This is a genomic window from Roseibium sp. RKSG952, from assembly GCF_009711355.1.
On record NZ_SMMF01000913.1, the window covers coordinates 33,077 to 54,760 of the forward strand.

Here is a 21,684-nt window from a genome sequence, read left to right on the forward strand (position 1 = left end):
TCACTCGCTTCCGCCCTGTTCACGAACAAACAGGCAAAAGACGGGCAACACTTGTCGCCCGCGTCTTCAGATTGAATATATTATACCTATGATACAATGGCCGATGGACACGCATCCTTGCGGCTGCAACAGGATCAATTATGCGCGAAGACAATACGCATGCAGGGCGTCAGGACATGCCGCAGGACGACACTTTCGGCAGTCAACCGGTATCCAGCGGCACTTCATCGCAAGCCGGCAGCCATCCCGGCATGCATTTTGTGGAGTTCGTTGCCATGATGGCCGCGCTGATGGCTTTGAACGCCCTTGCGATGGACACCATGCTGCCGGCACTTCCCGATATCGGTCATGCCCTCAACATCATGAATGAGAATGACCATCAAAATGTTCTGATTGCCTATCTGATCGGGTTTGGCGGCGCACAACTGTTTTACGGTCCGGTATCGGATGCGTTCGGACGTCGGCATATATTGCTGGCAGGTCTGGCCCTTTATGCTTTGGCAAGCGTCGCGGCGCTGGTGTCTCATACGCAGGACCAACTGTTTTTCGCGCGTTTCCTGCAAGGGGTCGGCTGTGCGGCCACCCGCGTCATAGCAACCTCGGTGATCCGGGATTGTTATTCCGGCCGGCAGATGGGACGGGTCATGTCCCTGGTGATGATGGTGTTCATGGTCGTGCCCGTGCTCGCACCATCGATCGGCCAGGCCGTCATACTGGTGGCCGACTGGCGCTGGATCTTTACGTTCCTGATGGGTGCGGGCGTCATCATGCTGGTCTGGTGCTGGTTCCGTCTTCCGGAGACCCTGCCTAAAAAGCGCCGGCAACCGCTTGATTTGCGCGCAATCACCCATGCCTACATGACGACACTGCGGACCCGCAGCAGCCTTGGCTACATGTTCGCCCTGACCTTTGTCTTTGGCGGCCTGTTCTCGTTCCTGACCATGTCCCAGCAGATTTTCGTTCAGGTCTATGGTCTTGGGGTCTGGTTTCCGATTGTCTTTGCAAGCGTGGCCATCGCCATGGCGGCCGCCTCATTCACCAACTCCACCCTGGTCGAGGCCATTGGCATGCGCCGTCTGTCCCATGGCGCCATTTTCGTCTTTATCACGCTGGGGGCGATCCTGTTGGCATTGTCGCTGACCGGCAGCGTCAATTTCTGGCTGTTCATCCTGATGACCGGTGTCGTGATGGCGAGCTTCGGCTTCCTCGGGGCGAATTTCAATGCCATGGCCATGGAACCGCTCGGACAGATTGCCGGGACCGCCTCCTCAGTCATCGGATCGGTATCCACACTTGGCGGCGCAGTGCTCGGTTACATCATGGGCCAGCTTTTCAACGGCACGATCATGCCCCTGGCACTTGCCTTTACCCTGTACGGCTTGGGCGCTCTTGTCGCGATCCTTTATGCCGAAGGCGGCAGATTGTTTCACACCTACAACGCGTGAATGACAAAAAAAGCGGCGGGTCTGACCCGCCGCCATAAAGTGTTCGATCATGCGATTGCCGGCCAGTCAGCCTGCTGCAGCCTTCAGCTCGGCGGATGTTCCGGCGCGCACCTCCGCATCATAGTCGCTCATCAGCAGCTTCGTAATCTCGCCAACCGCGAAGTTGTGCGGTCCGATTTCCGAAACCGGCGTCACTTCCGCAGCTGTCCCTGTCAGGAAGCACTGTTCAAACCCATCGAGTTCGTCGGGCATGATCACACGCTCGATCACTTCGAGCCCCCGGCGCTTGGCCAGATCGATTATGGTCCGGCGGGTGATCCCGTCGAGGAAGCAATCCGGCTTCGGTGTGTGGATCTTGCCGTCCTTGATGAAAAAGACATTGGCACCGGTCGCCTCAGCCACCCGTCCGCGCCAGTCCAGCATCAGCGCATCCGCATAGCCCTTGCGTTCCGCCTCATGCTTGGAAATGGTGCAGATCATGTAAAGGCCGGCAGCCTTGGCCTTGTAAGGCGCGGTCGCCGGATCCGGCCGCTTGTAGGGCGCCATGTCGAGCCGGATGCCCTTGAGGCGCTGTTCCGGATCGAAGTAGCTCGGCCATTCCCAAGCCGCAATCGCCAGATGGATCGTGTTCTTTTGCGCCGAAATGCCCATCATTTCGCTGCCACGCCAGGCGACCGGCCGGATATAGGCGTCAACCAGGTTCATCCGCTTCAAAACGGCATCCTTCGTGGCATTGACCTCGGCTTCGGACCAGGGAATGTCGAAACCGAGCGTCCGGGCAGATTCGAACAGGCGCGCGGTGTGTTCTTCCGACTTGAAGATCCGGCCGCCATAGGCCCGCTCGCCCTCGAACACGCTGCTCGCATAGTGCAATCCGTGGCTCAGCACATGAAGCTTTGCCTCGCTCCAGGGCACAAACTCCCCATCATACCAGATTTCACCATCAAGCTGATCAAAGGGCAGACCTGCCATTGTTATTCTCCATGCCGTTCACGGCCGACTTTCGGCAATTCTGTGGTCAAGGAACTCACGGGCGCATCGCCACCTGACGTTAGCCATTCAGGTATTGAAATTTTGCACGTCCGCCAAACTCCCGGTATCTTCCGCCATACGAAAGGAACGGGCGGATTCGATGGCAGGAATTGCATAATTTCGCGCCAATCCGTTCAATCATTTCGTTAAAGGCATTCGTTAGGTAACAATCGACCGAAAATAAGTCAATATGGCTGACATAAATTTCACGAATACACGCTCCAGGGGTCCCGAAGTGAATGCCACGGCAGACGAATCCATGACATCCACCGCCGAGAATCACGACTTGCCCGCCCCCCCCTACGACCTGATCGAACTGTTGTTTTTTGCCTATCGGGATTTTACATCAGATCCCGATGACGTTCTCACACAGTATGATTTCGGCCGGGCGCACCACCGGGTGCTTCATTTTGTCGACCGGAATCCGGACATCATGGTGACGGATCTTCTTGCGATCCTCAGGATCACAAAACAGAGCCTCGGCAGGGTCCTGAAACAACTTGTGGATGAGGACTTCATCGAGCAGCGCCCCGGGGCCAATGACCGGCGCCAACGGCTGTTGAGAACAACGGAAAAGGGACAGGCTCTTGCGCTGCGTCTGGCGGAACTGCAAACACGGCGCTTGAACGCGGCCTTGGCAGGATTGTCTCATCAGGAACAGGCGGCAGCGCGCAAATTCCTGTTTCAAATGATTGATTCAGACGTTCGGCCTGATGTCGCCAAATTGCTGAAGAGTAGTGATCCGAATCTCGCAGCTGGCGGCCCGCCTGCTGATGGACTGATTGATCTGGAGAAAGACTGATGCCGCCGGTACCGGAGGACAATGCCCCCCATATCCTGCTGATCGACGATGACCGGCGCATCCGGGATCTCTTGTCCCGGGTGCTGAGCGAAAACGGCTATCGGGTGAGCGTTGCCGCAAGCGCAGCGGAAGCCCGCACCTGCATGAGCGGGCTCACCTTCGACCTCCTGATCCTCGACATCATGATGCCGGGCGAGACCGGTCTGGAACTGGCAAAGGATCTGCGCGCGCAGTCTGATATCCCGATCCTGATGCTGACCGCCCGTTCGGAGGCCGCGGACCGCATTGCCGGTCTCGAGGTTGGTGCCGATGACTATCTGTCAAAGCCGTTCGAACCGCGGGAACTCATGCTCCGCCTGTCGGCAATCCTGCGCCGGGGCGGGCCGAAACAAAAGGAATTCGTCGAGGAGATCCGGTTCGGCCCGTTTGTCTACAATGCATCCCGCGCGGAACTGAAGAACGGAACATCGCTGGTCCGGTTGACCGATCGCGAGAAGCAGATCCTGTCCATTTTCGCAGAACAACCCGGCGCCACCGTCCCGCGGCACAAGATTGTCGGCGATGAAAGCGGTCTTGGCGAACGGACCGTCGACGTCCAGATCAACCGGCTCCGGCGCAAGATCGAAGTCGATCCCGCCAATCCGGTCTATCTGCAAACGGTCCGCGGGATCGGCTACCGCCTTGCCTGTGATTGATATGTCCGAATTCCCGATAAACGCCCCCGGGGCAGGGTCATGGTAAGCCTGAACCACATTTTCTCCAGACGCCGGATGCCCTATCCGGTGCGTCAGGTTGCGCGCGCCTACCGGAGTGTTTCGCGGTTTCTATACGCTGTCATGCCGAAAGGGCTCTACACAAGGGCCCTTCTGATCATCGTCATTCCGATATTGATCCTGCAGTCGGTGCTTGTGGTCGTTTTCATGGACCGGCATTACGAGCTCGTCTCCCGGCGCATGTCGGAGGCCGTTGTACGGGACATTGCGGCAATCGTTTATGTCCTTCAGAACTATCCGCAAGACCAGGATTTTGATAAAATTCAATCGCTGGCCTCCGATACGCTCGGCTTGAGCGTTGCGGTGCTCCCGCGTGAACCTCTGCCTCCGCCTGCCCCCAAACCCTATTTCGATGTCATTGATCGTGTCCTCAGCCGGGAAATCAGCGAGCTGATCGGCAAGCCTTTCTGGATTGATACGGTCGGAAACTCGCGCTATGTCGAAATCCGCATCCAGCTCCCCAACAATATCTTGCGCGTCTATGCAAGGCGCGGCCAGACTTTTGCGTCGAACTCCCATATCTTCCTGGTCTGGATGTTCTCCACGTCGTTGGTGCTGATTCTGATCGCGATGCTCTTCCTGCGCAACCAGATCCGGCCAATCGTGCGGCTGGCCGATGCTGCGGAAGCCTTCGGCAAGGGGCGTCCGGCCACCGGCTATCGCGCAAGCGGCGCGCGGGAGGTCCGCCGGGCCGGACATGCGTTCATCGAAATGCGCCGCCGGATCGAACGGCAGATGGATCAGCGGACCACCATGCTCGCAAGCGTCAGCCATGACCTGCGCACGATCCTCACCCGCCTCAAGCTGCAAGTCTCCCTTCTCGGGGAAAGCAACGAAAACGATGCCATGCGCAAGGACATCGACGAAATGGCAACCATGCTTGAGGACTATCTGGCCTTTGCACGTGGGGACGGCGACGAAGACGTCCAGTTGACCGATCTGGCCCTGTTGTTTGAGGAACTGGAAGAAGAAGCCGAAATTTCCGGCCGTCCCCTTGAGGTGTCGTTTGCGGGAGAGCCAAGGGTCAACCTGCGCCGTTTGGCAATCAAGCGCTGTTTGACCAACCTCGTGACCAACGCGGGCCGCTATGCGGACAAAGTGGTTCTCACCGGGGTCAACCAGAACAATTGGCTGACGATCACGGTCGATGACAACGGTCCGGGGATCCCGGCAGATCAGCGGGAGATCGCGACACGGGCCTTCCAGCGGCTCGACAGTGCCCGCAACCAGGACCATTCCGGCAGCGGGCTGGGATTGTCGATTGCAAGGGACACCGCGCGCTCCCACGGCGGTGAACTGTTTCTGGAAGAAAGTCCCCTTGGCGGCTTGCGCGCCCGGATCAGGATCCCGAGCTAGAAGGGCCCCGGTCAAACGAAGCCAAATCGCCGGACCCGCTTTAGTAAAGTCGTCCGCCGACCGGAACGTCCCGTTCGGGCGCCAAAAGAACCACGCCCCCCTCGCCATCGGGCACACCAAGCGTCAGAACTTCGGACATCACCGGACCGATCTGACGCTTTGGGAAATTGACGACGGCCATCACCAGTCTCCCCTTCAGCGTTTCCGGCGTGTAATGCTTGGTGATCTGGGCCGAGGTCTTCTTGATCCCGATCTCGGGTCCGAAATCGATCCTCAACTTGTAGGCCGGTTTGCGTGCTTGCGGAAACTCCTCCGCCTCGACAATCTTGCCGACACGGACATCCACTTTCATAAAGTCATCAAAGCTGATCTGATCGCTCACCGGCTTGCCTTCCTTGCCGCCACCTTGTCAGCTCAGTCGCTGGGCAAGGCACCTGCACATGTCCCCATTTCAAAAGGGGAACACCATGCCGTTGGAGGATAACGGATGCAATAGCCTACCCAACATGACAGGAATCAAGTCGCGGCAGACGCCTCGCCTTCGTCAGGCCGCACGGTTTCGCCGGATCGATCCGCATCGGTTTGATCGCGGCGCCGGCGGGCTTTGCGGCATCGTGACCTGGACCGGAGGCGGCCAGCCATCTTCAAGACCCCTTCCAGACGGTTCAGGCGTTTCATCCAGCCGACGCCGTCATCAAGTTCCTTGTCGAGCCGCGCCATGGTTTTCGGCATGCCTTCGTCGGCTTCGTCAAGCCACGTCTCAAGCACGTTCGCATAGGCCCGGGCGACGCCTTGCGCCACAATCCGTTTCTTGAGGCCATGCAGCTCGATCCCGGCGGCTGTAAGCATCCACTGCTGCGACCGCACTGCAATCCGGTTGAACTCCAATGCAAGAACGGGGTCATGCTTTGCCGCCTTGTAAAGAGCCCGCACCGCCTCCCTGTGTGGCGCCAAGTGGTCGATCCGGGTCATCAGAATATCAAACAGGCGGTCGCGCGATGGCTGGTCGGCCATATCGTCATCGCGCTCGTCAAGCACAATGCAATCGATCTGTTCGGCAAAGGCTGCCACCAGAGCGGATTTCGAGCCAAAGCTCTCGCGCAAGGCCGACATCTTGACACCCGCGGCCTCGGCAACCTGTGGCATTGTAACCGGATCGAACCCTTGATCGGCAATGAGTTCCAGAAAGGTCTTCACGATTTTCTGACGCGCCTTGGCTGTCGCCATGTTCACCTCCATCACTGACCAGAACATAGGTGCAGGCGAACGGATCGGAAAGACGCTTTTGTGGCCCCGCCGCTCCGTTCCCGTTCTCCGCCAATAGTCTTTGCTGCCGCGCAAGTCAGCGCTTGAAGGCCTTATGCGTCCCGGGCCAGTTCGCGAGCCCGGCGGACGGCAGCCGATACGGCATGTGACATGAGCGGCTTCAAGCCATTGTCCGCCATAAGGACTTCGAGGGCGGCAGCTGTCGTTCCGTTTGGCGAAGTTACATTCTTGCGCAAGACCGACGGATGATCCGGCGACTGATGCATCAGCTCACCCGCACCGGTCACGGTTGCGATTGCCAGCTCCTGTGCCGTTTCGGGCGGCAATCCGGCATCCACGCCCGCTGCCGCCAGACATTCCGCCATCCAGAAAACATAGGCTGGCCCGGACCCGCTTACACCGGTCACGAAGTCGATCTGATCTTCGTTTTCGAGCCAGACCACCTTTCCGACCGCCGACAGAAGCCGGTCAACGGTGTCCCTTTGCAGCTTCGTTACCCTGGAATTGGCATAAACGGCGGTAATCCCGCGACCAACCATTGCCGGTGTGTTCGGCATGGCGCGCGCAGCAGGAACATCGCCGAAGGCTGCTGTTATCTTCGACAGCGGAGAACCGGCTGCGACCGACAGAACCAGCGTATCTTCCTCAACCAGGCCAGTCAGGGACGGCAGAACCGCGTCCATCATCTGCGGCTTGACAGCCAGCAAGAGAAGGGACGGTTTCAGGTTTTCGTCAGGCTGTGCGACGTGCCGGATACCATGGCGTGCCAGGAGGCCGGCCATGTCCTCCGACAAATGCGGATCAGAAACGACAATGGCAGAAGGATCGAGCCCTTCCGCCATCCATCCGGCCAACATGGCCCCGCCCATCTTTCCCGCGCCAACGAGAACAAACGGCCGCTCTTTTGAAAAAATCATGCTTCTCCCACAGTCTCGAACAATGCCGTATTGATGGCTTCATCCGCACTGTTACCGGCCCAGACAACAAACTGGAAGGCCTGATAGTAGCGTTCACAGCTCTCAAGAGCATTGGAGAGCATTGCCTCGATCTGCGCCGAGTTGGCCTGGGCACCGCCTGCGAGAACAAGCGACTGGCGGAACATGACCACGCCTTCCTTGTGCCAGAGATCGAAGTGTCCCATCCAAAGCTGCTCATTCGCGAGCGAAAGAAGCCGGATCACTTCCAACTTGCGCGGATCGCTCACCTTCAGATCGAACGCGCATGCAAGGTGCAGCGACTCCACTTCCTCCATCCAGGAGAACGAGACATGATATTCACACCAGGATCCGGAAACCGAAATGGTAATTTCATCGTCAGCCGATCTCTCGAACAGCCAATCGTTCAGCGAAGCCACAGTCTCGATTGTATCGACGGGATTTTCTGGTCGCTCGAATTCGAACTCGATGAGGCTCATAAGGCACTCTCCCTTTCGAGCCGGAAGCGCGAGAGCCCGATTGGAAACCGGGCGCTGGCCGCCGGATATGTCCCAAGCCGGTGGAGCATCCCGGCCACTTCCCGCAGCTCGATCATGCTCCAATACGAATCCCTGTCAAGATTCAGTATATCTTCAGCATAGATTTAATATCTGACTATGCAAGCCACCCTGCGTCTGAAAAATTGTGGACGAATTCAAGTAACGCTAGGGCACATATCGCAAAATTGTCACAATCCTTCAGCGAAACTCGAAATATCCGTCAATTTTCACTGGATTCATCCGTAGTTTTTTTAGCCCGCCCCCCGGATTTCTTGGATTCCAGTGCGTCAATTCGCGCCTCAAGCTCGTCAATTCGATCAAGGGCACGAACCGCCATATCCTTGACAACATCATATTCTTCGCGCGTCACAAGATCCATATCGGACATGAAGCGTTCGGCTTGTGCACGAAAGGCGGTCTCCACCTCACGCCGGGCACCTTGCGCGACACCGGCGGCATCGGTCATGAGTTTTGCAAAGTCATCAAGCAAACGGTTTGGGCCCTGCGCCATCGGAAGCTCCTTTTTTGATTTCCCCTGCAAAGACACGTATGGGGGTTTGGAATGAACTTCAAGCTTGAACGGTTACTCGCTCACACCTTGACGTTCGATCCCGGCCGGGGCAAGCGTTGCCTCGAAAACTCCCATTGCCGCGCCGCCGGCACATAGTCCCGAAGGTATCAGAGCTTGCCGCTTCTCGTCCTGCCCTTCCCCGCCATCAGTCCGGTGATCATCGAAGTTGGCCCGTTTGCCCTGCGCTGGTATGCGCTGGCCTATATTGCCGGAATCCTGCTCGCCTGGCGCTACATGCGCAGACTGGTGATCAACGACAGGCTTTGGGGTGCGCAGTCCCGGCCTACACCGCTTGATATCGACGACTTTGTTGTCTGGGGGACACTCGGCATCATTCTGGGCGGGCGTCTCGGCTATGTCCTGTTTTACAATCCGGCCTATTATCTCGCCTATCCCGGCGAAGCGATTGCATTGTGGTCAGGCGGCATGTCTTTCCATGGCGGGTTTGCCGGCACGGTCATTGCCATGTTCCTGTTTGCCCGGCGAAGGGGCCTGTCGCTCTGGACCCTGTTCGATCTTGCTGGTTGCGCCGCGCCGATAGGATTGTTCTTCGGGCGGATTGCAAACTTCATCAATGGCGAACTCTGGGGCCGTCCCACCGACGTTCCATGGGCCGTCGTCTTCCCCGGAGCCGGTCCGGAGCCGCGCCATCCCAGCCAGCTTTACGAAGCCGCCCTGGAAGGCATTCTGCTGTTTGTGATCCTGCGCCTCGTCAGTCACAAGTACCAGATGCTGCAAAAGCCGGGCTTCATTGCCGGTGCATTCGCATTCGGGTATGGCATCGCCCGAACATTTGTCGAGTTCTATCGTGTGCCCGATGCCCAGATCGGATATCTCGGTGGCTTCCTGACCATGGGCATGCTGCTGTCGATCCCTATGATCCTGATCGGCCTCGGCGTCATGATCTGGGCGGCCCGCAAGACGCCTGACGCGTCATGATCGAAGCCCCGTTGAAAGAGCGTTTGCGCGCCCGGATCGCAGCCACGGGCCCTATCACCGTTGCCGACTATATGGCGAGTTGCCTCGGCGATCCGCGAGACGGATACTACACCACCCGGGAGCCGTTCGGGACCGGAGGCGATTTCATAACCGCTCCGGAAGTCAGCCAGATGTTTGGCGAACTGATCGGCGCGTTCATGCTTCAGGCCTATGAACACGCGGGAAGACCGAAAGACTTTCTGCTGGTGGAACTTGGCCCCGGCCGCGGCACCCTGATGGCCGACCTCTTGCGGACAGCCCGCCTTCAGCCGGATTTTGTCGCAAATGCCCGCCTGTGCATGGTCGAGACGAGCGCACGGCTGCGCGCCAAACAGGGCGAAACGCTGAAAGACGGCCCGCTGGTGCCCGAATTTTTCGACAAGGTCGCCGATCTGCCGGACTGGCCCCTGTTTCTGGTTGCCAACGAGTTCCTTGACGCATTGCCGATCCATCAATTCGTCAAGACCGGCACGGAATGGCGGGAACGGATGGTGGGGCTCGATGCTGATGGCGAACTCGCCTTTGGTGTCGGCACGACCACCTTGCCTGGTGACCAACTACCGCCGGAAAATGCAAGGATACCGGCTGGCGCGATCCTCGAAACCCAGCCTGCATCCAACGCGGTTGCCGAGGAAATCGGTGCGCGCCTGAAAGCCCGAGGCGGCTGCGCCCTCTTCATCGACTATGGCTACTTGAAAACGGCTGCCGGTGACACTTTGCAGGCCCTCTACAAACAAAAACCGGACCCGGTGCTCGCCCACCCGGGAAACGCGGACCTGACGGCGCATGTGAACTTCGAAGCCCTGGCGAAAGCCGCCGGACATGGCGGGGCAACGGCCCTACCGCCCCTCACACAAGGTGAATTCCTGGTACGGCTCGGCCTTCTGGAACGCGCAGGACGCCTTGGCTCGGGCAAGTCTCACAGCGAACAGGAACAGATACGCGACGCTGTCGAACGGCTCGCCGCGCCCGATCAGATGGGAGACCTTTTCAAGGTTTTGGCGCTCACAGGTGATGAAGCCCCCCTGATCCCGTTTGACAGCCCGCCCTTGTAAGGCCAAGGATCGTTTCCAACACATTTTGCATGAGGCTTTCATGATCGTTTCCGACGCCCTCGCCGCACCGGGTATCCGGCACGGTTTCTTCACCCGAAATGGCGGTGTGTCCGAAGGCATCTATGAAAGCCTCAATATCGGTCTCGGCTCGCAGGACACCCGTGCACATGTCCTTGAAAACCGGAGCCGGATCGCAGGCGAACTGGGCGTCGTGCCGAACCGATTGGTCTCTCCCTATCAGAAACACACATCGGTTGCTCTGACGGTAAGCGGCCCATGGCAGGATGGATCGGACCGTACGGCAGACGCACTGGTGACAAGAGAACCCGGTCTCGCTCTCGGTATTTCGACTGCGGATTGCGGACCGGTTCTGTTTTGCGATTCCAAAGCCGGTGTGATCGGTGCTGCTCATTCAGGTTGGAAGGGCGCTTTTGGCGGCATTCTGGAAAATACCATTGCGGCCATGGAGGAACTTGGCGCGGACCGCGCCAACATCACGGCCACCCTCGGCCCGACAATTTCACAGGATTCTTATGAGGTCGGACCTGAATTCCGGCAGAGGTTTGTCGACACATCTGAAGAAAACGCAGTCTATTTCAAGCCGTCAAACAAGGCCGGGCACGCGATGTTTGATCTTCCGGGCTACATCGTCTCCCGGCTCAAGGCCGCAGGCTGCGGCAGCGTCGAAAATCTGGCACTGTGCACCTATCAGGACGAAGCCCGGTTCTTCTCCTATCGCCGAACCACCCATCGCCAGGAACCGGATTACGGCCGGTTGATGTCTGCAATCGTGATCGAGGCGGGTTGAACATGGCACTTCATTTCGACAGCACAGAATTTGAAACCCGCTTTGACCGCCTGAAGAAGCGCATGGCGGAGCAGAAGCTTGATGCCATGCTGCTGTTCGCGCAGGAAAGCATGTACTGGCTGACCGGCTATGACACGTTCGGCTTCTGCTTCTTCCAGTGTCTCGTCGTCACGGCGGACGGCAAGATGGTGCTTCTCACCCGCTCTGCCGACGAGCGCCAGGCAAGTCACACGTCGAACATTACGGACGTCCGGGTTTGGGTGGATCGCGGCGAAGCGAGCCCGGTCAAGCAGCTCAAGGACCTGTTATTCGACATGGATCTGCTCGGCTCGCGGCTGGGCATCGAATATGACACCCACGGAATGACCGGCAAGATCGGCATCGAAATTCTTGAAACCCTGAACAGCTTTGCGGACCTGAGTGACGAGTCCCGTCTGATCCCGATGCTGCGCGCACTCAAGAGCCCCGCCGAGATCACCTATATCCGCAAGGCGGCCGAGCTCGGCGACGATGCCTATGACGCCGCCCTCGCCGAAATCCGCCCCGGTGCCGACGAAGGCCGGATTCTCGCGGCCATGCAAAATGTCATCTTCGAAGGCGGTGGTGACTATCCGGGCAACGAGTTCATCATCGGCTCGGGCCGGGACGCGCTGTTGTGCCGCCACAAGTCCGGCCGCCGCCAGCTGTCGGAAACCGACCAGATCACGCTCGAATGGGCCGGGGTCTATCGTCACTATCACGCCGCATTGATGCGCACCGTCATTGTCGGACGCCCCACCGCACGGCACGAGGAAATGTATCATGCCGCCCGCGAGGCCCTTGCCGCAGTCGAAAAAACGCTCTCTCCCGGCCACACGTTTGGTGACATCTTTGATGCCCATGCAGCAGCCCTCGACGCGCGGCAAATGATGCCGCACAGGCTGAACGCCTGCGGCTATTCTCTCGGCGCCCGCTTCACGCCAAGCTGGATGGATCCGCCAATGGCCTACAAGGGCAACCCGGCGAAGGTGGAGCCGAACATGACCATTTTCGTTCACATGATCCTGATGGACTCGCAGTCAGAAACGGCAATGACCCTCGGCCAGACCTATCTGACCGGCGGCAGCGCTCCCGAATGTCTTTCCCGGCTGCCTCTCGACCTGCCGGTCAAGTCGGGATAAAGGTTCCAACCAAGACGTGCAGCGCCGATTCCGCAAGAATCGGCCTGCTGGAATAGACCGCTGACCCAGGCCCGCCAATGCCCGTTTCGACCGTACTCAAAAGTGTTTTCCCGCGCATTCTGGCGCTTGCCCTTCTGGCGGTCCTCGCCGCTTGCCAGTCGTCGCCCCCCCCGGCGTCGGGAGGTTCAGTGGCCACAACCGCCCCGCCCCGTCATGTTGACACCAGCAAGGTCAGCTTTGCCTTCGAACCCCTGACCGGCATTCCGGGCAACCTTGCCGATCAATTGTCGGAAAGTATCGGCAACGAAGCCAGCAAACAGGGGCTGACGCTGGTCCGCCGGGTGGGAGCGGAATCCACCTACCGGGTCAACGGCTATCTGTCAGCGGCCGGCGACCCGTCTGAGACCGTTGTATTTTATGTGTTTGACGTCGTTGACAATTCCGGCCGCCGGGTCAATCGCATTTCCGGATCCGAAAGGATCTCGGGCACTTCCGGAGACCCGTGGCAGGCCGTGAGCTCGACGGATCTGGAACGGATCGCGAATCGCGTTGTGGTACGGTTGGAGGCATGGCTCAACCGCCGCTAAGTGGTTTGCCGTCGCAACAGAGGACGATTGTCATCTTTTTGCAAAAAAGGTGACAATCCTGCCAATCAGCCGGTTGTCGATTGGGTGCGCTGTTGCTACAACGCCGCCGCCATCCGGGGGTTCCTCCCGGACCGAATATGTCAGGGACCAGATCGAGGCACATCCGCAGCCAATAGCGGGACCTCCTCGGCGTCGCACCAAAAGGACTTGCGGCTCATGAAGATCGTGGCGGGCAACTCAAACCGTGCCCTTGCTGAAGAAATATCCTCTTACCTGGACGTTCCTCTGGCGAAGTGCCAGGTCCGGCGCTTTGCCGACCAGGAAATCTTTGTCGAAATCCAGGAAAACGTGCGCGGCGAGGACGTATTTGTCGTTCAGCCGACAAGCTACCCCGCCAACGACCATCTCATGGAGCTGTTGATCATTATTGATGCGCTCCGCCGGTCCTCGGCACGGCGCATCACCGCCGTGATCCCCTATTTCGGCTATGCCCGGCAGGATCGCCGCGCCTCCGGCCGAACACCGATTTCCGCCAAGCTGGTGGCCAATCTCATCACCGAAGCTGGTGCCGACCGCGTCTTGACCCTGGATCTCCACGCCGGACAGATCCAGGGTTTTTTCGATATTCCGACCGACAACCTGTTTGCCGCGCCGGTCATGACCCGCGACATCAAGGAGCGTTATGCGACCGGAAATGTCATGGTCGTCTCTCCCGATGTCGGCGGCGTGGTCCGCGCCCGCGCACTTGCCAAGCGCATCGAGGCTCCGCTTTCCATCGTCGACAAGCGCCGCGACAAGCCTGGAGAGTCGGAGGTCATGAACATCATCGGCGAAGTCAATGGCTACGACTGTATCCTGGTTGACGACATCGTCGACAGTGGCGGCACGCTTTGCAATGCCGCCGAGGCCTTGCTGGCAAAGGGTGCAAAGTCGGTGACTGCCTACATCACCCACGGCGTTCTGTCCGGCGGTGCGGTTGCCCGCGTGACCTCGTCAAAGCTGAAGGAACTGGTGATCACCAACTCCATCGAGCCGACCGCCGCCATCACCGCCGCCTCCAACATCCGCGCCATCTCGATTGCACCGCTCTTGGGCGAAGCAATCAACCGGACGGCTCTGGAGAAGTCGGTTTCCAGCCTGTTCATCTGAACCGGCTGAAGGATGCGATAGTCTTGCGGGGGCGGCGGGCAAACAGTCCGGCGCCCTTTTTTTAAGCCAAATATTTTCAAGGCAAAGATTGCATGACGATTTCAGGACAACTTCTCCAGCTTTTTACCGGCAAGCCGGAGCATCTGTGGAACGGTAAACCCATGTCGGCAATCCGCAAGCTCGCAACTTCGGCGGAGCTGCATACCGGACTGACAGGACTTGAAGGCGATCAGCAAGCAGACCTCACCGTTCACGGCGGCCCCGACAAGGCACTTCACCTCTACCCTTCCGAACACCTTGCAGGCTGGCGCGGGGAATTTCCGGAAAAGGCCGATGTATTTCAACCAGGCGGCTTTGGCGAGAACCTCTCGACCACAGGTCTGACCGAGGAAAACACCTGCATCGGAGATGTTTTCAGCATCGGAACCGCGCGCATCCAGATCTCCCAAGGCCGTCAACCCTGCTGGAAACTGAATATGCATACCGGCATTGATGCCATGGCGCCCCGGTTTCAGCGGACCGCCAAAACCGGATGGTACTTTCGTGTGCTTGAAGAAGGCTGGATCAAGGCTGGCGATGACATCAACCTGCTGGAGCGCATTCGCCCGGACTGGCCGATGAAACGGTTGATCGAGGCCCGGTTCAACCCGAAACTGGATCCCCGCATGGCGGCCGAACTGGCTGATCTGGAGGTCCTTGCAGACAATTGGCGGGCCGCCTTCTTGAAAAAATGCGACACGGGCTTTCGAGAGGACACAAACAGGCGCCTGAAAGGCAGCTAATCCGCCCTTCCGTTGCTTGCACTCGCTGTGGAGTTCCGGTATACACCCGCTTGCGCCTGCACCCCTGGAGGAGGCGCATGTGGACCGATCCCGAACAACTCAGATCGCTTTCGACACGGTGGTTCGCCGGTCCGTTATTCTACACCTTAGGAGTTTTGCCATGGCTACCAGCTATGAGCTGAAGGCGTCGGCACGGGACCGGGTGGGCAAGGGGGCCGCACGGGCACTGCGTCGCGAAGGCCTTCTCCCCGCCGTGATTTACGGTGACAAGCAACCTGCCCTGCCGATCGCCGTGCCGGTCAAGGAAACCACTCTGACCCTGCACAAGGGCGGCTTCCTGACTCACATCGGCACCATCGAAGTGGACGGCAAGAAGCATCAGGTTATTGCCAAGGACTACCAGTTGCATCCGGTCCGCGATGACGTTGTGCATGTCGACTTCCTGCGCGTGTCCGCAAACACCACGCTGACCGTCGAGATCCCGGTTCACTTCCTCAACGAAGAAACCTGCCCGGGCATCAAGAAGGGTGCAGTTTTGAACATCGTTCGTCACACCGTCGAACTGATTGTTCCGGCCAACGCCATTCCGGAAGCCCTTGAAATCGACCTGGCGACTGCTCAGCCGGGCGATGCCCTCAAGATCTCCAACGTCAACCTTCCGTCCAACTGCCAGCCGACGATCACCGACCGTGACTTCACGATCGCAACGATCGCTGCTCCGGCCGGCATGAAGGAAGCTGACGACGAAGAAGCAGAAGGCGAAGCCGAGGCTTGATTGCCCGCTTGACCCTTTGACGATTTCCAGGAGGGACGGTTCTGCCGTCCCTCTTGTGTGTTTCGGGCCTGCTGCGGTATCAAGCGGGCAGACGGCGTGGCCCATCCATTCAAGACAGGTTCAAGGCGGAGGACGCGATGCGATTGATCGTCGGACTGGGCAACCCGGGGGCGAAATACGAACGCAACCGCCATAATATCGGCTTTCTGGCCGTAGACGAAATCCATCGCCAGCATCCATCATTTGCACCGTGGCGGTCCCGGTTCCAGGGACAGGTGTCAGAAGGCCAGATCGGGTCCGAAAAGATCCTTCTGATCAAACCGTCGACCTACATGAACGAATCCGGCCGCGCGGTTGGGGAAACCCTGCGCTTTTACAAGCTCGCTCCCGAAGACGTTCTGGTTATCTATGACGAGCTGGACTTGCCGCCTTCGAAATTCCGCATGAAAAAGGGTGGCGGCCATGGCGGACATAACGGCCTGCGCTCCATCTCCGCGCATATTGGCGAGGACTACCGGCGCCTGCGGCTTGGCATCGGACATCCCGGCGACAAGCGGCTGGTGTCAAATTATGTGCTTGGCGACTTTGCAAAGGCCGACAAGGACTGGCTGGAACCGCTGCTGGATGAAATTGCCCGCAACGCCGATCTTCTGGCCGAAGCCAAGGACAGTCAGTTCGCCAACAAGATGACATTGGCGCTGGAACCGGAAAAGGCCCAACGCAACGGCAAGAAGGCGGACAAGCCTGCAAAAGACACTGCGTCACAGTCTCCGTCTCAGGCGCAGTCCCATACCCCCTCTCCGCCCCGGTCACCCGCCAAACCGAAAGGCCAGAGCCATATCCGGCAGGCCCGGCAGGCCAAACCTGCCAAGCTTCCAACATCCGGACCGATGGCCGACATGCTCAAGAAGCTGTTCGGCAATGAACAGGACTAGACAATTTAAACAATTGCAAGAATTTGAACCTCTTGGTTCCTGAATAGAATTTCCTCAACTTGAAAACACTCCATAAGTGCTTTGACAAAGCATGAAATCGCCAGAAGAATGTGACCATAACCGTAAAAATTGCATTTGCAGTGATTGCGCGTCACCTGCCCGGCTTCTGGGAGAATTTCCATGCTTCATCATTCATTGACGGATCAACAGCAAAAAGCTGCCAAGAGCGAACTTCAAAAGATCTTTATACTGTCCAAGGATGGGATTGCGGTCGACGTCTTCTCCAAGGGCATCGACAGCGTTTGGCACGAAATGCTCGACACCCCGGACGCATATGCGGACTTCTGCCTGTCTGCCTGTGGCGCAGTCGTTGGTCATCAGCCCTCTGCTGGGTCTGGAAGTGTCAGTTTCATTGAAAGCTACGAACGCCGCTGGGGCAAACTGCCAGACATCTGGTTCACCACCTCTGACGGCAGTCTGGATGCCTCCCTGAAGCGCGAATATGACCTTTTCGGCACCGTCCACGCATCCTGGAACTGTACCCCCACTCATGCCTGCATGGATATGGTGCGCAAGGAAAAGCAAGGCCCGCCCAAACTCGATTGGGAAAAGCAGCGTCAGGATCCCAAAGACACTCCTTGCAACGACGGTCCCGCGCCGACCACGACAAAACAATAATCCCGGGCAACGCTCTTCGTATTGGAAGGGACGTACATGCTTAAAACTGCCGTTTTGAAAAAGACTGCCGACGCGTCTTCCGACCGGTCTATGGATTGGAGAACCAGCTTCGCAGATCTCCTGTCACCGTCAGGCAGATGGGACATCTCGGAACGTGTTGTGGACGATCTGCCAATTGTCATCATTGATGATGCGTTGAAACAGCCCGAGGCCTTGCGAGACTTCGCGCTTGGGCTTGATTACGGCATTTTGCAACACGCCCGCGAGTATCGCAATTATCCGGGTGAACGGGCCATTGTGAGCATCGAACCAAAGGCCTTGCGCACACGCATCCTGAAAGCCTATCCGTTCCACAAGCAATCGCGCCTCAATCCGGCGCTGGAATTTCGCAGGGAAGCCGCAATCTTCACGAGGATCCTTCCCTCGGCGCTCAAGGCTCTGCATCCAAGACAAAAAGCACCGCACCTCGATATCGGGACAATGCTTGTGGGGCTCTTGCACCTTACCCCGCCCGGAGACGAACCGGGCGCCACAGGCTTTTACAGGCACAAGCAGACCGGTCTGGCATTCATGCCGAACTGTCCCGACGAAGACCTGGCGCGCTGTTGCACGGACCTCGGCTACTCGCCTTACGACGCACACGGATACATGGCCTTCCGGAAACACCTGATCTACGACCAGCTCGGCTCCTATGCCCACCAGCTACAGGGGACCGGCATTGACCGGTCAAATGATGTTTGGGAGCTGGTGCACACCATTCCGGGCCGCTTCAACCGCCTTGTGGTCTTCCCGGCCAACCTGTTTCACAGCCCGGTCTTCTTTACCGGCAGCCACAACAGGCCCCGCCTGACCATGAACATGAACTTCGACCCCATTTGAGGAGACCTCTCATGAACGCCAGTCAGCTTGCTGCAAGTCTCATCAGACGCGGAGGCCGGACGGTCATCGCCGCCGCGCACCAGCTCGAAGACGAAGAGTTTTTCGAAACGGCAAAAACCGGCCCATCCATGGCCTGGACGCTGCTCCACCTGTGCGGCCAGCTCGAATGGGCGGTTCAACAAACAACGGGTGCGAAATCGCGCGCGGATGTCGACCTCCTGGAACGCTTCAAGGGGGAGGACACGCTGGAGCAAGCTGCCGAATTGCGTGGAATCATGCCCGAGCGCCTGGAAATCGTCGCCATGTACGAACAAAGCCTTGAACGGGCGCTTGGCACGCTGGAAAGCCACGGCAGCAAGTGGGAGACGGACCCGCAAAGCGAGAGCGTAAAGCAGGCCTTCGCCACAACCGGCGAAATCTGGCAAACAGTCTCCTGGCATGCGTTCTGGCACCTCGGGCAACTGTCTGCCACGCAACCGGCTCTTGGCGGCTCCCGCTATACCCAACCCGGTGGATTCCTCGGTCAATTGTGCTGATGGACCGGAGACCGCAGCCGGCCCACAGAACAAACGCCATGACATCCGGTGAACGCTGGGCGGTTGGTCACCCCGGCCCGTCCCCCGGTACCATACAACAGCGCTTCAATCGCTATGCGCTCGCTGTGGCGCGTGGCTATTGCCCCTATCTTTTGCCGTCGATCCGCCAGCACACCTGCATGGCGACCTGCTACCGGCTGACGGCGGCTTCTTGCGCCGATCTTCAGGAAGAAGCCTTCTGGCATTGTGTCTTTCACGCGGAGCAATTGCGCGTGCAGATGGCACACACATCTGCTGCGGAGCACCCGGCCCTTTGCGAAAATGTGATCTTTGAATTGCCGGATTCCCTGACGCCCGCGCCCGGCAAGCGTGGACTGGAGTGGTGCCACTGGCTCTTGAAGCTGAACTATACCCAAACCGGCATCATGGCAGGCGAATTCTGGCCCCAGGAAACAGAACGGGACCGGCGCTCAAGGCCAATTCCCGTGCCCGAACACTTTTTCATCTCGCTGCGGCCAGCCATCAAGGACAAGGATGCCCGCTTTTTTTCCTTGTCGCCGCGCCAGTTGGCGGAATTTCACGCCGGTCATCCAAGCCATCCGACATTGCTGGAAGCCTTTGGCTGTCCGCAAAACCGCAAGGATCAGCCACCGCACCGGCCCGACCCGTATTATCGCAGGCTGATCGGTTTTGCCGAGGATGAACTTGCCCGGACGATCCAGACAATTGAGGCCAGCCAGATTGGCAGAACCGGCTCCTGAAACCTCACCCGAAAGCATTGCGAGCGCGCTTCTGAGAGCACTCGGCGGCGCTCCTGCGCATATTCTGGATATTGGCGCAGGAGACTGCCGGATCGCCGGAATGCTCGCGGCCGCAGGACACAGGGTGACCGCAGTCGACCAAATGCCGGTCCGGACATGCCCGCCGAATGTGACATTCATCAGGACCGACATCCGCACCCCCGTGAGCAGTTGGCAGCCGCAGATGCCCGTCGATGCGCTGTTTTGCCGTCATGTCTTGCATTACTTTACCTTGGACTGGGCACGCGATCACCTGCTTGCGCCCTTCCTCGCAGCCCCCGGCTCATTGCCGGTCATTGCCCTAGAAGCCTTTTCCTGCTGTCCGGACCCGCCGTTTTCCACCCGTTTTCCATCCTATTGGCAAGGACAACACTTCCAGGCCCTCTTTCCGCAAACCCACACCAGCCGGTGCTGGGAAGCGACGTTCGAGGGAGTGGATGCGGACGGGTTCGACCGAACCTTCCGGACCAGCCGCTGCATTGCCCAGCCTTGCGTGGCAAATCTCTCCGCCAACCAGTGATCCGGCCAATGATATGGCTTGTGGCCCGGCCCGTGCCCCGCAATGATGCTGCAAAGAGGCCGAACGCCCTGGTCTTGACCTTGACCGCCCCCTCGGGCATTTAGCGCGGCAACAGTTTCCGTTCCCAACCGAAAGCGACCTCCCATGGGATTTCAGTGCGGCATTGTCGGACTGCCGAATGTCGGCAAGTCGACACTTTTCAACGCGCTCACCAAGACGGCAGCGGCCCAGGCCGCCAACTATCCGTTCTGCACCATCGAACCGAACACCGGCGAAGTGGCGGTTCCCGATCCCCGTCTGGATGCCATTCGCAAGATCGCAGGCTCCAAGGAAGTGATCCCGACCCGCATCACGTTTGTGGACATTGCCGGCCTCGTGCGCGGCGCGTCCAAGGGCGAAGGCCTCGGCAACCAGTTCCTTGCCAACATCCGCGAAGTTGATGCCATCGTGCATGTGTTGCGCTGTTTCGAAGACGGCGACATCACCCACGTGGAAGGCACCGTCGACCCGATTGCCGACGCCGACACGGTCGAGACCGAGCTGATGGTCGCCGACATGGAAAGCCTCGAGCGCCGGATTGCGCCGCTTAAGAAAAAGGCCAACAGCGGCGACAAGGAAGCCAAGGCGGTCATTCCGATCATGGAAGCTGCCCTTGCCCTCTTGCAGGACGGAAAACCGGCGCGCAGGCTTGACCTGTCCGACCCGGAAGAACGCAAGATCCTTGAGGGGCTCAACCTGCTCACCTCAAAGCCGGTGCTTTACGTTTGCAACGTCGACGAAGGCTCGGCTGCAACCGGCAATTCACTGTCTGAAAAGGTCGCGGCACAGGCTGCACAGGAAGGTGCCGGTTGCGTGGTGATCTCTGCTGCCATCGAAGCGGAAATCTCCCAGCTCGACAAGGAAGAGCAAGCCGATTTTCTGGAAACCATCGGTCTTGAGGAACCCGGCCTCGACCGGCTGATCCGCGCCGGTTATGAGCTGCTTGGCCTGATCACCTATTTCACCGCAGGCCCGAAGGAAACCCGTGCCTGGACGATTACCGAGGGCACGAAAGCCCCGGGCGCTGCCGGTGTGATCCACACCGATTTCGAACGCGGCTTCATCCGCGCCCAGACCATCGCCTATGACGACTATGTCTCCCTCGGCGGCGAAACTGCCGCCAAGGAGGCTGGAAAGTCCCGCGACGAGGGCAAGGAATACATCGTCAAGGACGGCGATGTGCTGCTGTTCAAGTTCAATACCTGAACCAAAACAATCGACCTCATGCACGGCCCGGACAATTCAGAAGTGAGGTGCAACATCGTTTTCTTGTGTGGCAACAAG

25 protein-coding genes are annotated in these 21,684 nt (G+C 58.8%); 19 read left to right on the forward strand and 6 right to left on the reverse strand.

What is annotated here, in order from left to right; translation table 11 throughout:
- Nucleotides 1–140: 140 nt before the first annotated feature.
- Nucleotides 141–1,445 (forward strand): multidrug effflux MFS transporter, encoded by a 1,305-nt coding sequence (locus E1297_RS19320; protein WP_244327817.1) that lies wholly within the window; start codon nucleotides 141–143, stop codon nucleotides 1,443–1,445.
- A gap of 66 nt (nucleotides 1,446–1,511) precedes the next feature.
- Here E1297_RS19320 and E1297_RS19325 read toward each other — a convergent pair whose 3' ends face one another.
- A complete protein-coding gene (locus E1297_RS19325) occupies nucleotides 1,512–2,417 on the reverse strand; it encodes a branched-chain amino acid aminotransferase (protein WP_155141268.1) in 906 nt (301 codons plus the stop codon).
- 319 nt (nucleotides 2,418–2,736) lie between these two features.
- Here E1297_RS19325 and E1297_RS19330 point away from each other — a divergent pair, with 319 nt between their 5' ends.
- From E1297_RS19330 to E1297_RS19340, 3 genes are read left to right on the forward strand one after another with little or no spacing between them, the layout of a single operon-like run.
- Complete coding sequence (locus tag E1297_RS19330; protein WP_155141270.1) at nucleotides 2,737–3,279, forward strand: MarR family winged helix-turn-helix transcriptional regulator; 543 nt, start codon at nucleotides 2,737–2,739, stop codon at nucleotides 3,277–3,279.
- Nucleotides 3,279–3,974, forward strand: a complete 696-nt coding sequence (locus E1297_RS19335; protein WP_155141272.1) for a response regulator — start codon at nucleotides 3,279–3,281, stop codon at nucleotides 3,972–3,974. Before E1297_RS19330 ends, E1297_RS19335 begins: the two co-directional genes overlap by 1 nt.
- 39 nt (nucleotides 3,975–4,013) lie before the next feature.
- On the forward strand, nucleotides 4,014–5,408 hold the full coding sequence (locus E1297_RS19340) for an ATP-binding protein (protein WP_155141274.1): 1,395 nt from the start codon (nucleotides 4,014–4,016) through the stop codon (nucleotides 5,406–5,408).
- Nucleotides 5,409–5,448: 40 nt separating this feature from the next.
- Here E1297_RS19340 and E1297_RS19345 read toward each other — a convergent pair whose 3' ends face one another.
- The 5 genes from E1297_RS19345 to E1297_RS19365 form a co-directional block, all read right to left on the reverse strand.
- Nucleotides 5,449–5,790, reverse strand: a complete 342-nt coding sequence (locus tag E1297_RS19345; protein ID WP_368669617.1) for a tRNA-binding protein — start codon at nucleotides 5,788–5,790, stop codon at nucleotides 5,449–5,451.
- Between the two features lie 134 nt (nucleotides 5,791–5,924).
- Entirely contained in the window at nucleotides 5,925–6,635 is a 711-nt protein-coding gene (locus E1297_RS19350; RefSeq protein WP_155141276.1) for a TetR/AcrR family transcriptional regulator, read from the reverse strand.
- A gap of 131 nt (nucleotides 6,636–6,766) precedes the next feature.
- Complete coding sequence (gene proC, locus E1297_RS19355) at nucleotides 6,767–7,591, reverse strand: pyrroline-5-carboxylate reductase (RefSeq protein ID WP_155141278.1); 825 nt, start codon at nucleotides 7,589–7,591, stop codon at nucleotides 6,767–6,769.
- Nucleotides 7,588–8,088, reverse strand: coding sequence for a YbjN domain-containing protein (locus E1297_RS19360; protein WP_155141280.1), 501 nt, complete (start codon nucleotides 8,086–8,088; stop codon nucleotides 7,588–7,590). The genes proC and E1297_RS19360 overlap by 4 nt, the downstream gene beginning before the upstream one ends.
- A gap of 280 nt (nucleotides 8,089–8,368) precedes the next feature.
- Nucleotides 8,369–8,659, reverse strand: coding sequence for an accessory factor UbiK family protein (locus E1297_RS19365; RefSeq protein ID WP_155141282.1), 291 nt, complete (start codon nucleotides 8,657–8,659; stop codon nucleotides 8,369–8,371).
- Nucleotides 8,660–8,833: 174 nt separating this feature from the next.
- On the opposite strand from E1297_RS19365, the gene lgt reads away from it, so the two are divergent.
- The 15 genes from lgt (at nucleotide 8,834) to ychF (ending at nucleotide 21,606) form a co-directional block, all read left to right on the forward strand.
- A complete protein-coding gene (lgt, locus tag E1297_RS19370) occupies nucleotides 8,834–9,658 on the forward strand; it encodes a prolipoprotein diacylglyceryl transferase (RefSeq protein ID WP_155141283.1) in 825 nt (274 codons plus the stop codon).
- Nucleotides 9,655–10,752 (forward strand): class I SAM-dependent methyltransferase, encoded by a 1,098-nt coding sequence (locus E1297_RS19375; RefSeq protein ID WP_155141285.1) that lies wholly within the window; start codon nucleotides 9,655–9,657, stop codon nucleotides 10,750–10,752. The genes lgt and E1297_RS19375 overlap by 4 nt, the downstream gene beginning before the upstream one ends.
- 40 nt (nucleotides 10,753–10,792) lie before the next feature.
- Entirely contained in the window at nucleotides 10,793–11,560 is a 768-nt protein-coding gene (gene pgeF / locus E1297_RS19380) for a peptidoglycan editing factor PgeF (protein ID WP_155141287.1), read from the forward strand.
- 2 nt (nucleotides 11,561–11,562) lie between these two features.
- Nucleotides 11,563–12,720 carry a Xaa-Pro peptidase family protein gene (locus E1297_RS19385; protein ID WP_155141289.1) on the forward strand — a complete coding sequence of 386 codons (1,158 nt, stop codon included), beginning with the start codon at nucleotides 11,563–11,565 and terminating at the stop codon, nucleotides 12,718–12,720.
- A gap of 188 nt (nucleotides 12,721–12,908) precedes the next feature.
- Complete coding sequence (locus tag E1297_RS19390) at nucleotides 12,909–13,307, forward strand: hypothetical protein (protein ID WP_209015869.1); 399 nt, start codon at nucleotides 12,909–12,911, stop codon at nucleotides 13,305–13,307.
- A 216-nt stretch (nucleotides 13,308–13,523) separates the two neighbouring features.
- A complete protein-coding gene (locus tag E1297_RS19395; protein WP_155141292.1) occupies nucleotides 13,524–14,456 on the forward strand; it encodes a ribose-phosphate pyrophosphokinase in 933 nt (310 codons plus the stop codon).
- 92 nt (nucleotides 14,457–14,548) lie between these two features.
- Nucleotides 14,549–15,238 (forward strand): MOSC domain-containing protein, encoded by a 690-nt coding sequence (locus tag E1297_RS19400; RefSeq protein WP_155141294.1) that lies wholly within the window; start codon nucleotides 14,549–14,551, stop codon nucleotides 15,236–15,238.
- Nucleotides 15,239–15,398: 160 nt separating this feature from the next.
- A complete protein-coding gene (locus E1297_RS19405; RefSeq protein ID WP_155141297.1) occupies nucleotides 15,399–16,013 on the forward strand; it encodes a 50S ribosomal protein L25/general stress protein Ctc in 615 nt (204 codons plus the stop codon).
- A gap of 137 nt (nucleotides 16,014–16,150) precedes the next feature.
- Nucleotides 16,151–16,948 (forward strand): aminoacyl-tRNA hydrolase, encoded by a 798-nt coding sequence (gene pth, locus E1297_RS19410; RefSeq protein ID WP_155141299.1) that lies wholly within the window; start codon nucleotides 16,151–16,153, stop codon nucleotides 16,946–16,948.
- Between the two features lie 180 nt (nucleotides 16,949–17,128).
- Nucleotides 17,129–17,626, forward strand: coding sequence for a hypothetical protein (locus tag E1297_RS19415; RefSeq protein WP_155141301.1), 498 nt, complete (start codon nucleotides 17,129–17,131; stop codon nucleotides 17,624–17,626).
- 36 nt (nucleotides 17,627–17,662) lie between these two features.
- Nucleotides 17,663–18,505 carry a DUF6445 family protein gene (locus E1297_RS19420; protein WP_155141303.1) on the forward strand — a complete coding sequence of 281 codons (843 nt, stop codon included), beginning with the start codon at nucleotides 17,663–17,665 and terminating at the stop codon, nucleotides 18,503–18,505.
- Between the two features lie 11 nt (nucleotides 18,506–18,516).
- Nucleotides 18,517–19,041 carry a hypothetical protein gene (locus tag E1297_RS19425; protein ID WP_155141305.1) on the forward strand — a complete coding sequence of 175 codons (525 nt, stop codon included), beginning with the start codon at nucleotides 18,517–18,519 and terminating at the stop codon, nucleotides 19,039–19,041.
- Between the two features lie 38 nt (nucleotides 19,042–19,079).
- Nucleotides 19,080–19,802 carry a hypothetical protein gene (locus E1297_RS19430; protein ID WP_155141307.1) on the forward strand — a complete coding sequence of 241 codons (723 nt, stop codon included), beginning with the start codon at nucleotides 19,080–19,082 and terminating at the stop codon, nucleotides 19,800–19,802.
- Nucleotides 19,783–20,361, forward strand: coding sequence for a trans-aconitate 2-methyltransferase (locus E1297_RS19435; protein ID WP_155141309.1), 579 nt, complete (start codon nucleotides 19,783–19,785; stop codon nucleotides 20,359–20,361). The genes E1297_RS19430 and E1297_RS19435 overlap by 20 nt, the downstream gene beginning before the upstream one ends.
- A gap of 144 nt (nucleotides 20,362–20,505) precedes the next feature.
- Nucleotides 20,506–21,606: a redox-regulated ATPase YchF gene (gene ychF, locus E1297_RS19440; protein WP_155141311.1), complete on the forward strand. Its 1,101-nt coding sequence runs from the start codon at nucleotides 20,506–20,508 to the stop codon at nucleotides 21,604–21,606.
- Nucleotides 21,607–21,684 lie beyond the last annotated feature (78 nt).

Excerpts from the sequence above, each read along its gene's own strand:
- E1297_RS19325 (WP_155141268.1), bottom strand. The coding sequence starts at position 2,417 with ATGGCAGGTCTGCCCTTTGATCAGCTTGATGGTGAAATCTGGTATGAT.
- E1297_RS19405 (WP_155141297.1), top strand. The coding sequence starts at position 15,399 with ATGGCTACCAGCTATGAGCTGAAGGCGTCGGCACGGGACCGGGTGGGC.
- E1297_RS19330 (WP_155141270.1), top strand. The coding sequence starts at position 2,737 with ATGACATCCACCGCCGAGAATCACGACTTGCCCGCCCCCCCCTACGAC.
- E1297_RS19340 (WP_155141274.1), top strand. The coding sequence starts at position 4,014 with ATGGTAAGCCTGAACCACATTTTCTCCAGACGCCGGATGCCCTATCCG.
- E1297_RS19425 (WP_155141305.1), top strand. The coding sequence starts at position 18,517 with ATGAACGCCAGTCAGCTTGCTGCAAGTCTCATCAGACGCGGAGGCCGG.
- E1297_RS19365 (WP_155141282.1), bottom strand. The coding sequence starts at position 8,659 with ATGGCGCAGGGCCCAAACCGTTTGCTTGATGACTTTGCAAAACTCATG.
- E1297_RS19430 (WP_155141307.1), top strand. The coding sequence starts at position 19,080 with ATGACATCCGGTGAACGCTGGGCGGTTGGTCACCCCGGCCCGTCCCCC.
- E1297_RS19350 (WP_155141276.1), bottom strand. The coding sequence starts at position 6,635 with ATGGCGACAGCCAAGGCGCGTCAGAAAATCGTGAAGACCTTTCTGGAA.
- ychF (WP_155141311.1), top strand. The coding sequence starts at position 20,506 with ATGGGATTTCAGTGCGGCATTGTCGGACTGCCGAATGTCGGCAAGTCG.
- pgeF (WP_155141287.1), top strand. The coding sequence starts at position 10,793 with ATGATCGTTTCCGACGCCCTCGCCGCACCGGGTATCCGGCACGGTTTC.
- E1297_RS19395 (WP_155141292.1), top strand. The coding sequence starts at position 13,524 with ATGAAGATCGTGGCGGGCAACTCAAACCGTGCCCTTGCTGAAGAAATA.
- E1297_RS19375 (WP_155141285.1), top strand. The coding sequence starts at position 9,655 with ATGATCGAAGCCCCGTTGAAAGAGCGTTTGCGCGCCCGGATCGCAGCC.
- proC (WP_155141278.1), bottom strand. The coding sequence starts at position 7,591 with ATGATTTTTTCAAAAGAGCGGCCGTTTGTTCTCGTTGGCGCGGGAAAG.
- E1297_RS19335 (WP_155141272.1), top strand. The coding sequence starts at position 3,279 with ATGCCGCCGGTACCGGAGGACAATGCCCCCCATATCCTGCTGATCGAC.
- E1297_RS19385 (WP_155141289.1), top strand. The coding sequence starts at position 11,563 with ATGGCACTTCATTTCGACAGCACAGAATTTGAAACCCGCTTTGACCGC.
- E1297_RS19420 (WP_155141303.1), top strand. The coding sequence starts at position 17,663 with ATGCTTAAAACTGCCGTTTTGAAAAAGACTGCCGACGCGTCTTCCGAC.
- E1297_RS19320 (WP_244327817.1), top strand. The coding sequence starts at position 141 with ATGCGCGAAGACAATACGCATGCAGGGCGTCAGGACATGCCGCAGGAC.
- E1297_RS19415 (WP_155141301.1), top strand. The coding sequence starts at position 17,129 with ATGCTTCATCATTCATTGACGGATCAACAGCAAAAAGCTGCCAAGAGC.
- pth (WP_155141299.1), top strand. The coding sequence starts at position 16,151 with ATGCGATTGATCGTCGGACTGGGCAACCCGGGGGCGAAATACGAACGC.
- E1297_RS19400 (WP_155141294.1), top strand. The coding sequence starts at position 14,549 with ATGACGATTTCAGGACAACTTCTCCAGCTTTTTACCGGCAAGCCGGAG.
- E1297_RS19360 (WP_155141280.1), bottom strand. The coding sequence starts at position 8,088 with ATGAGCCTCATCGAGTTCGAATTCGAGCGACCAGAAAATCCCGTCGAT.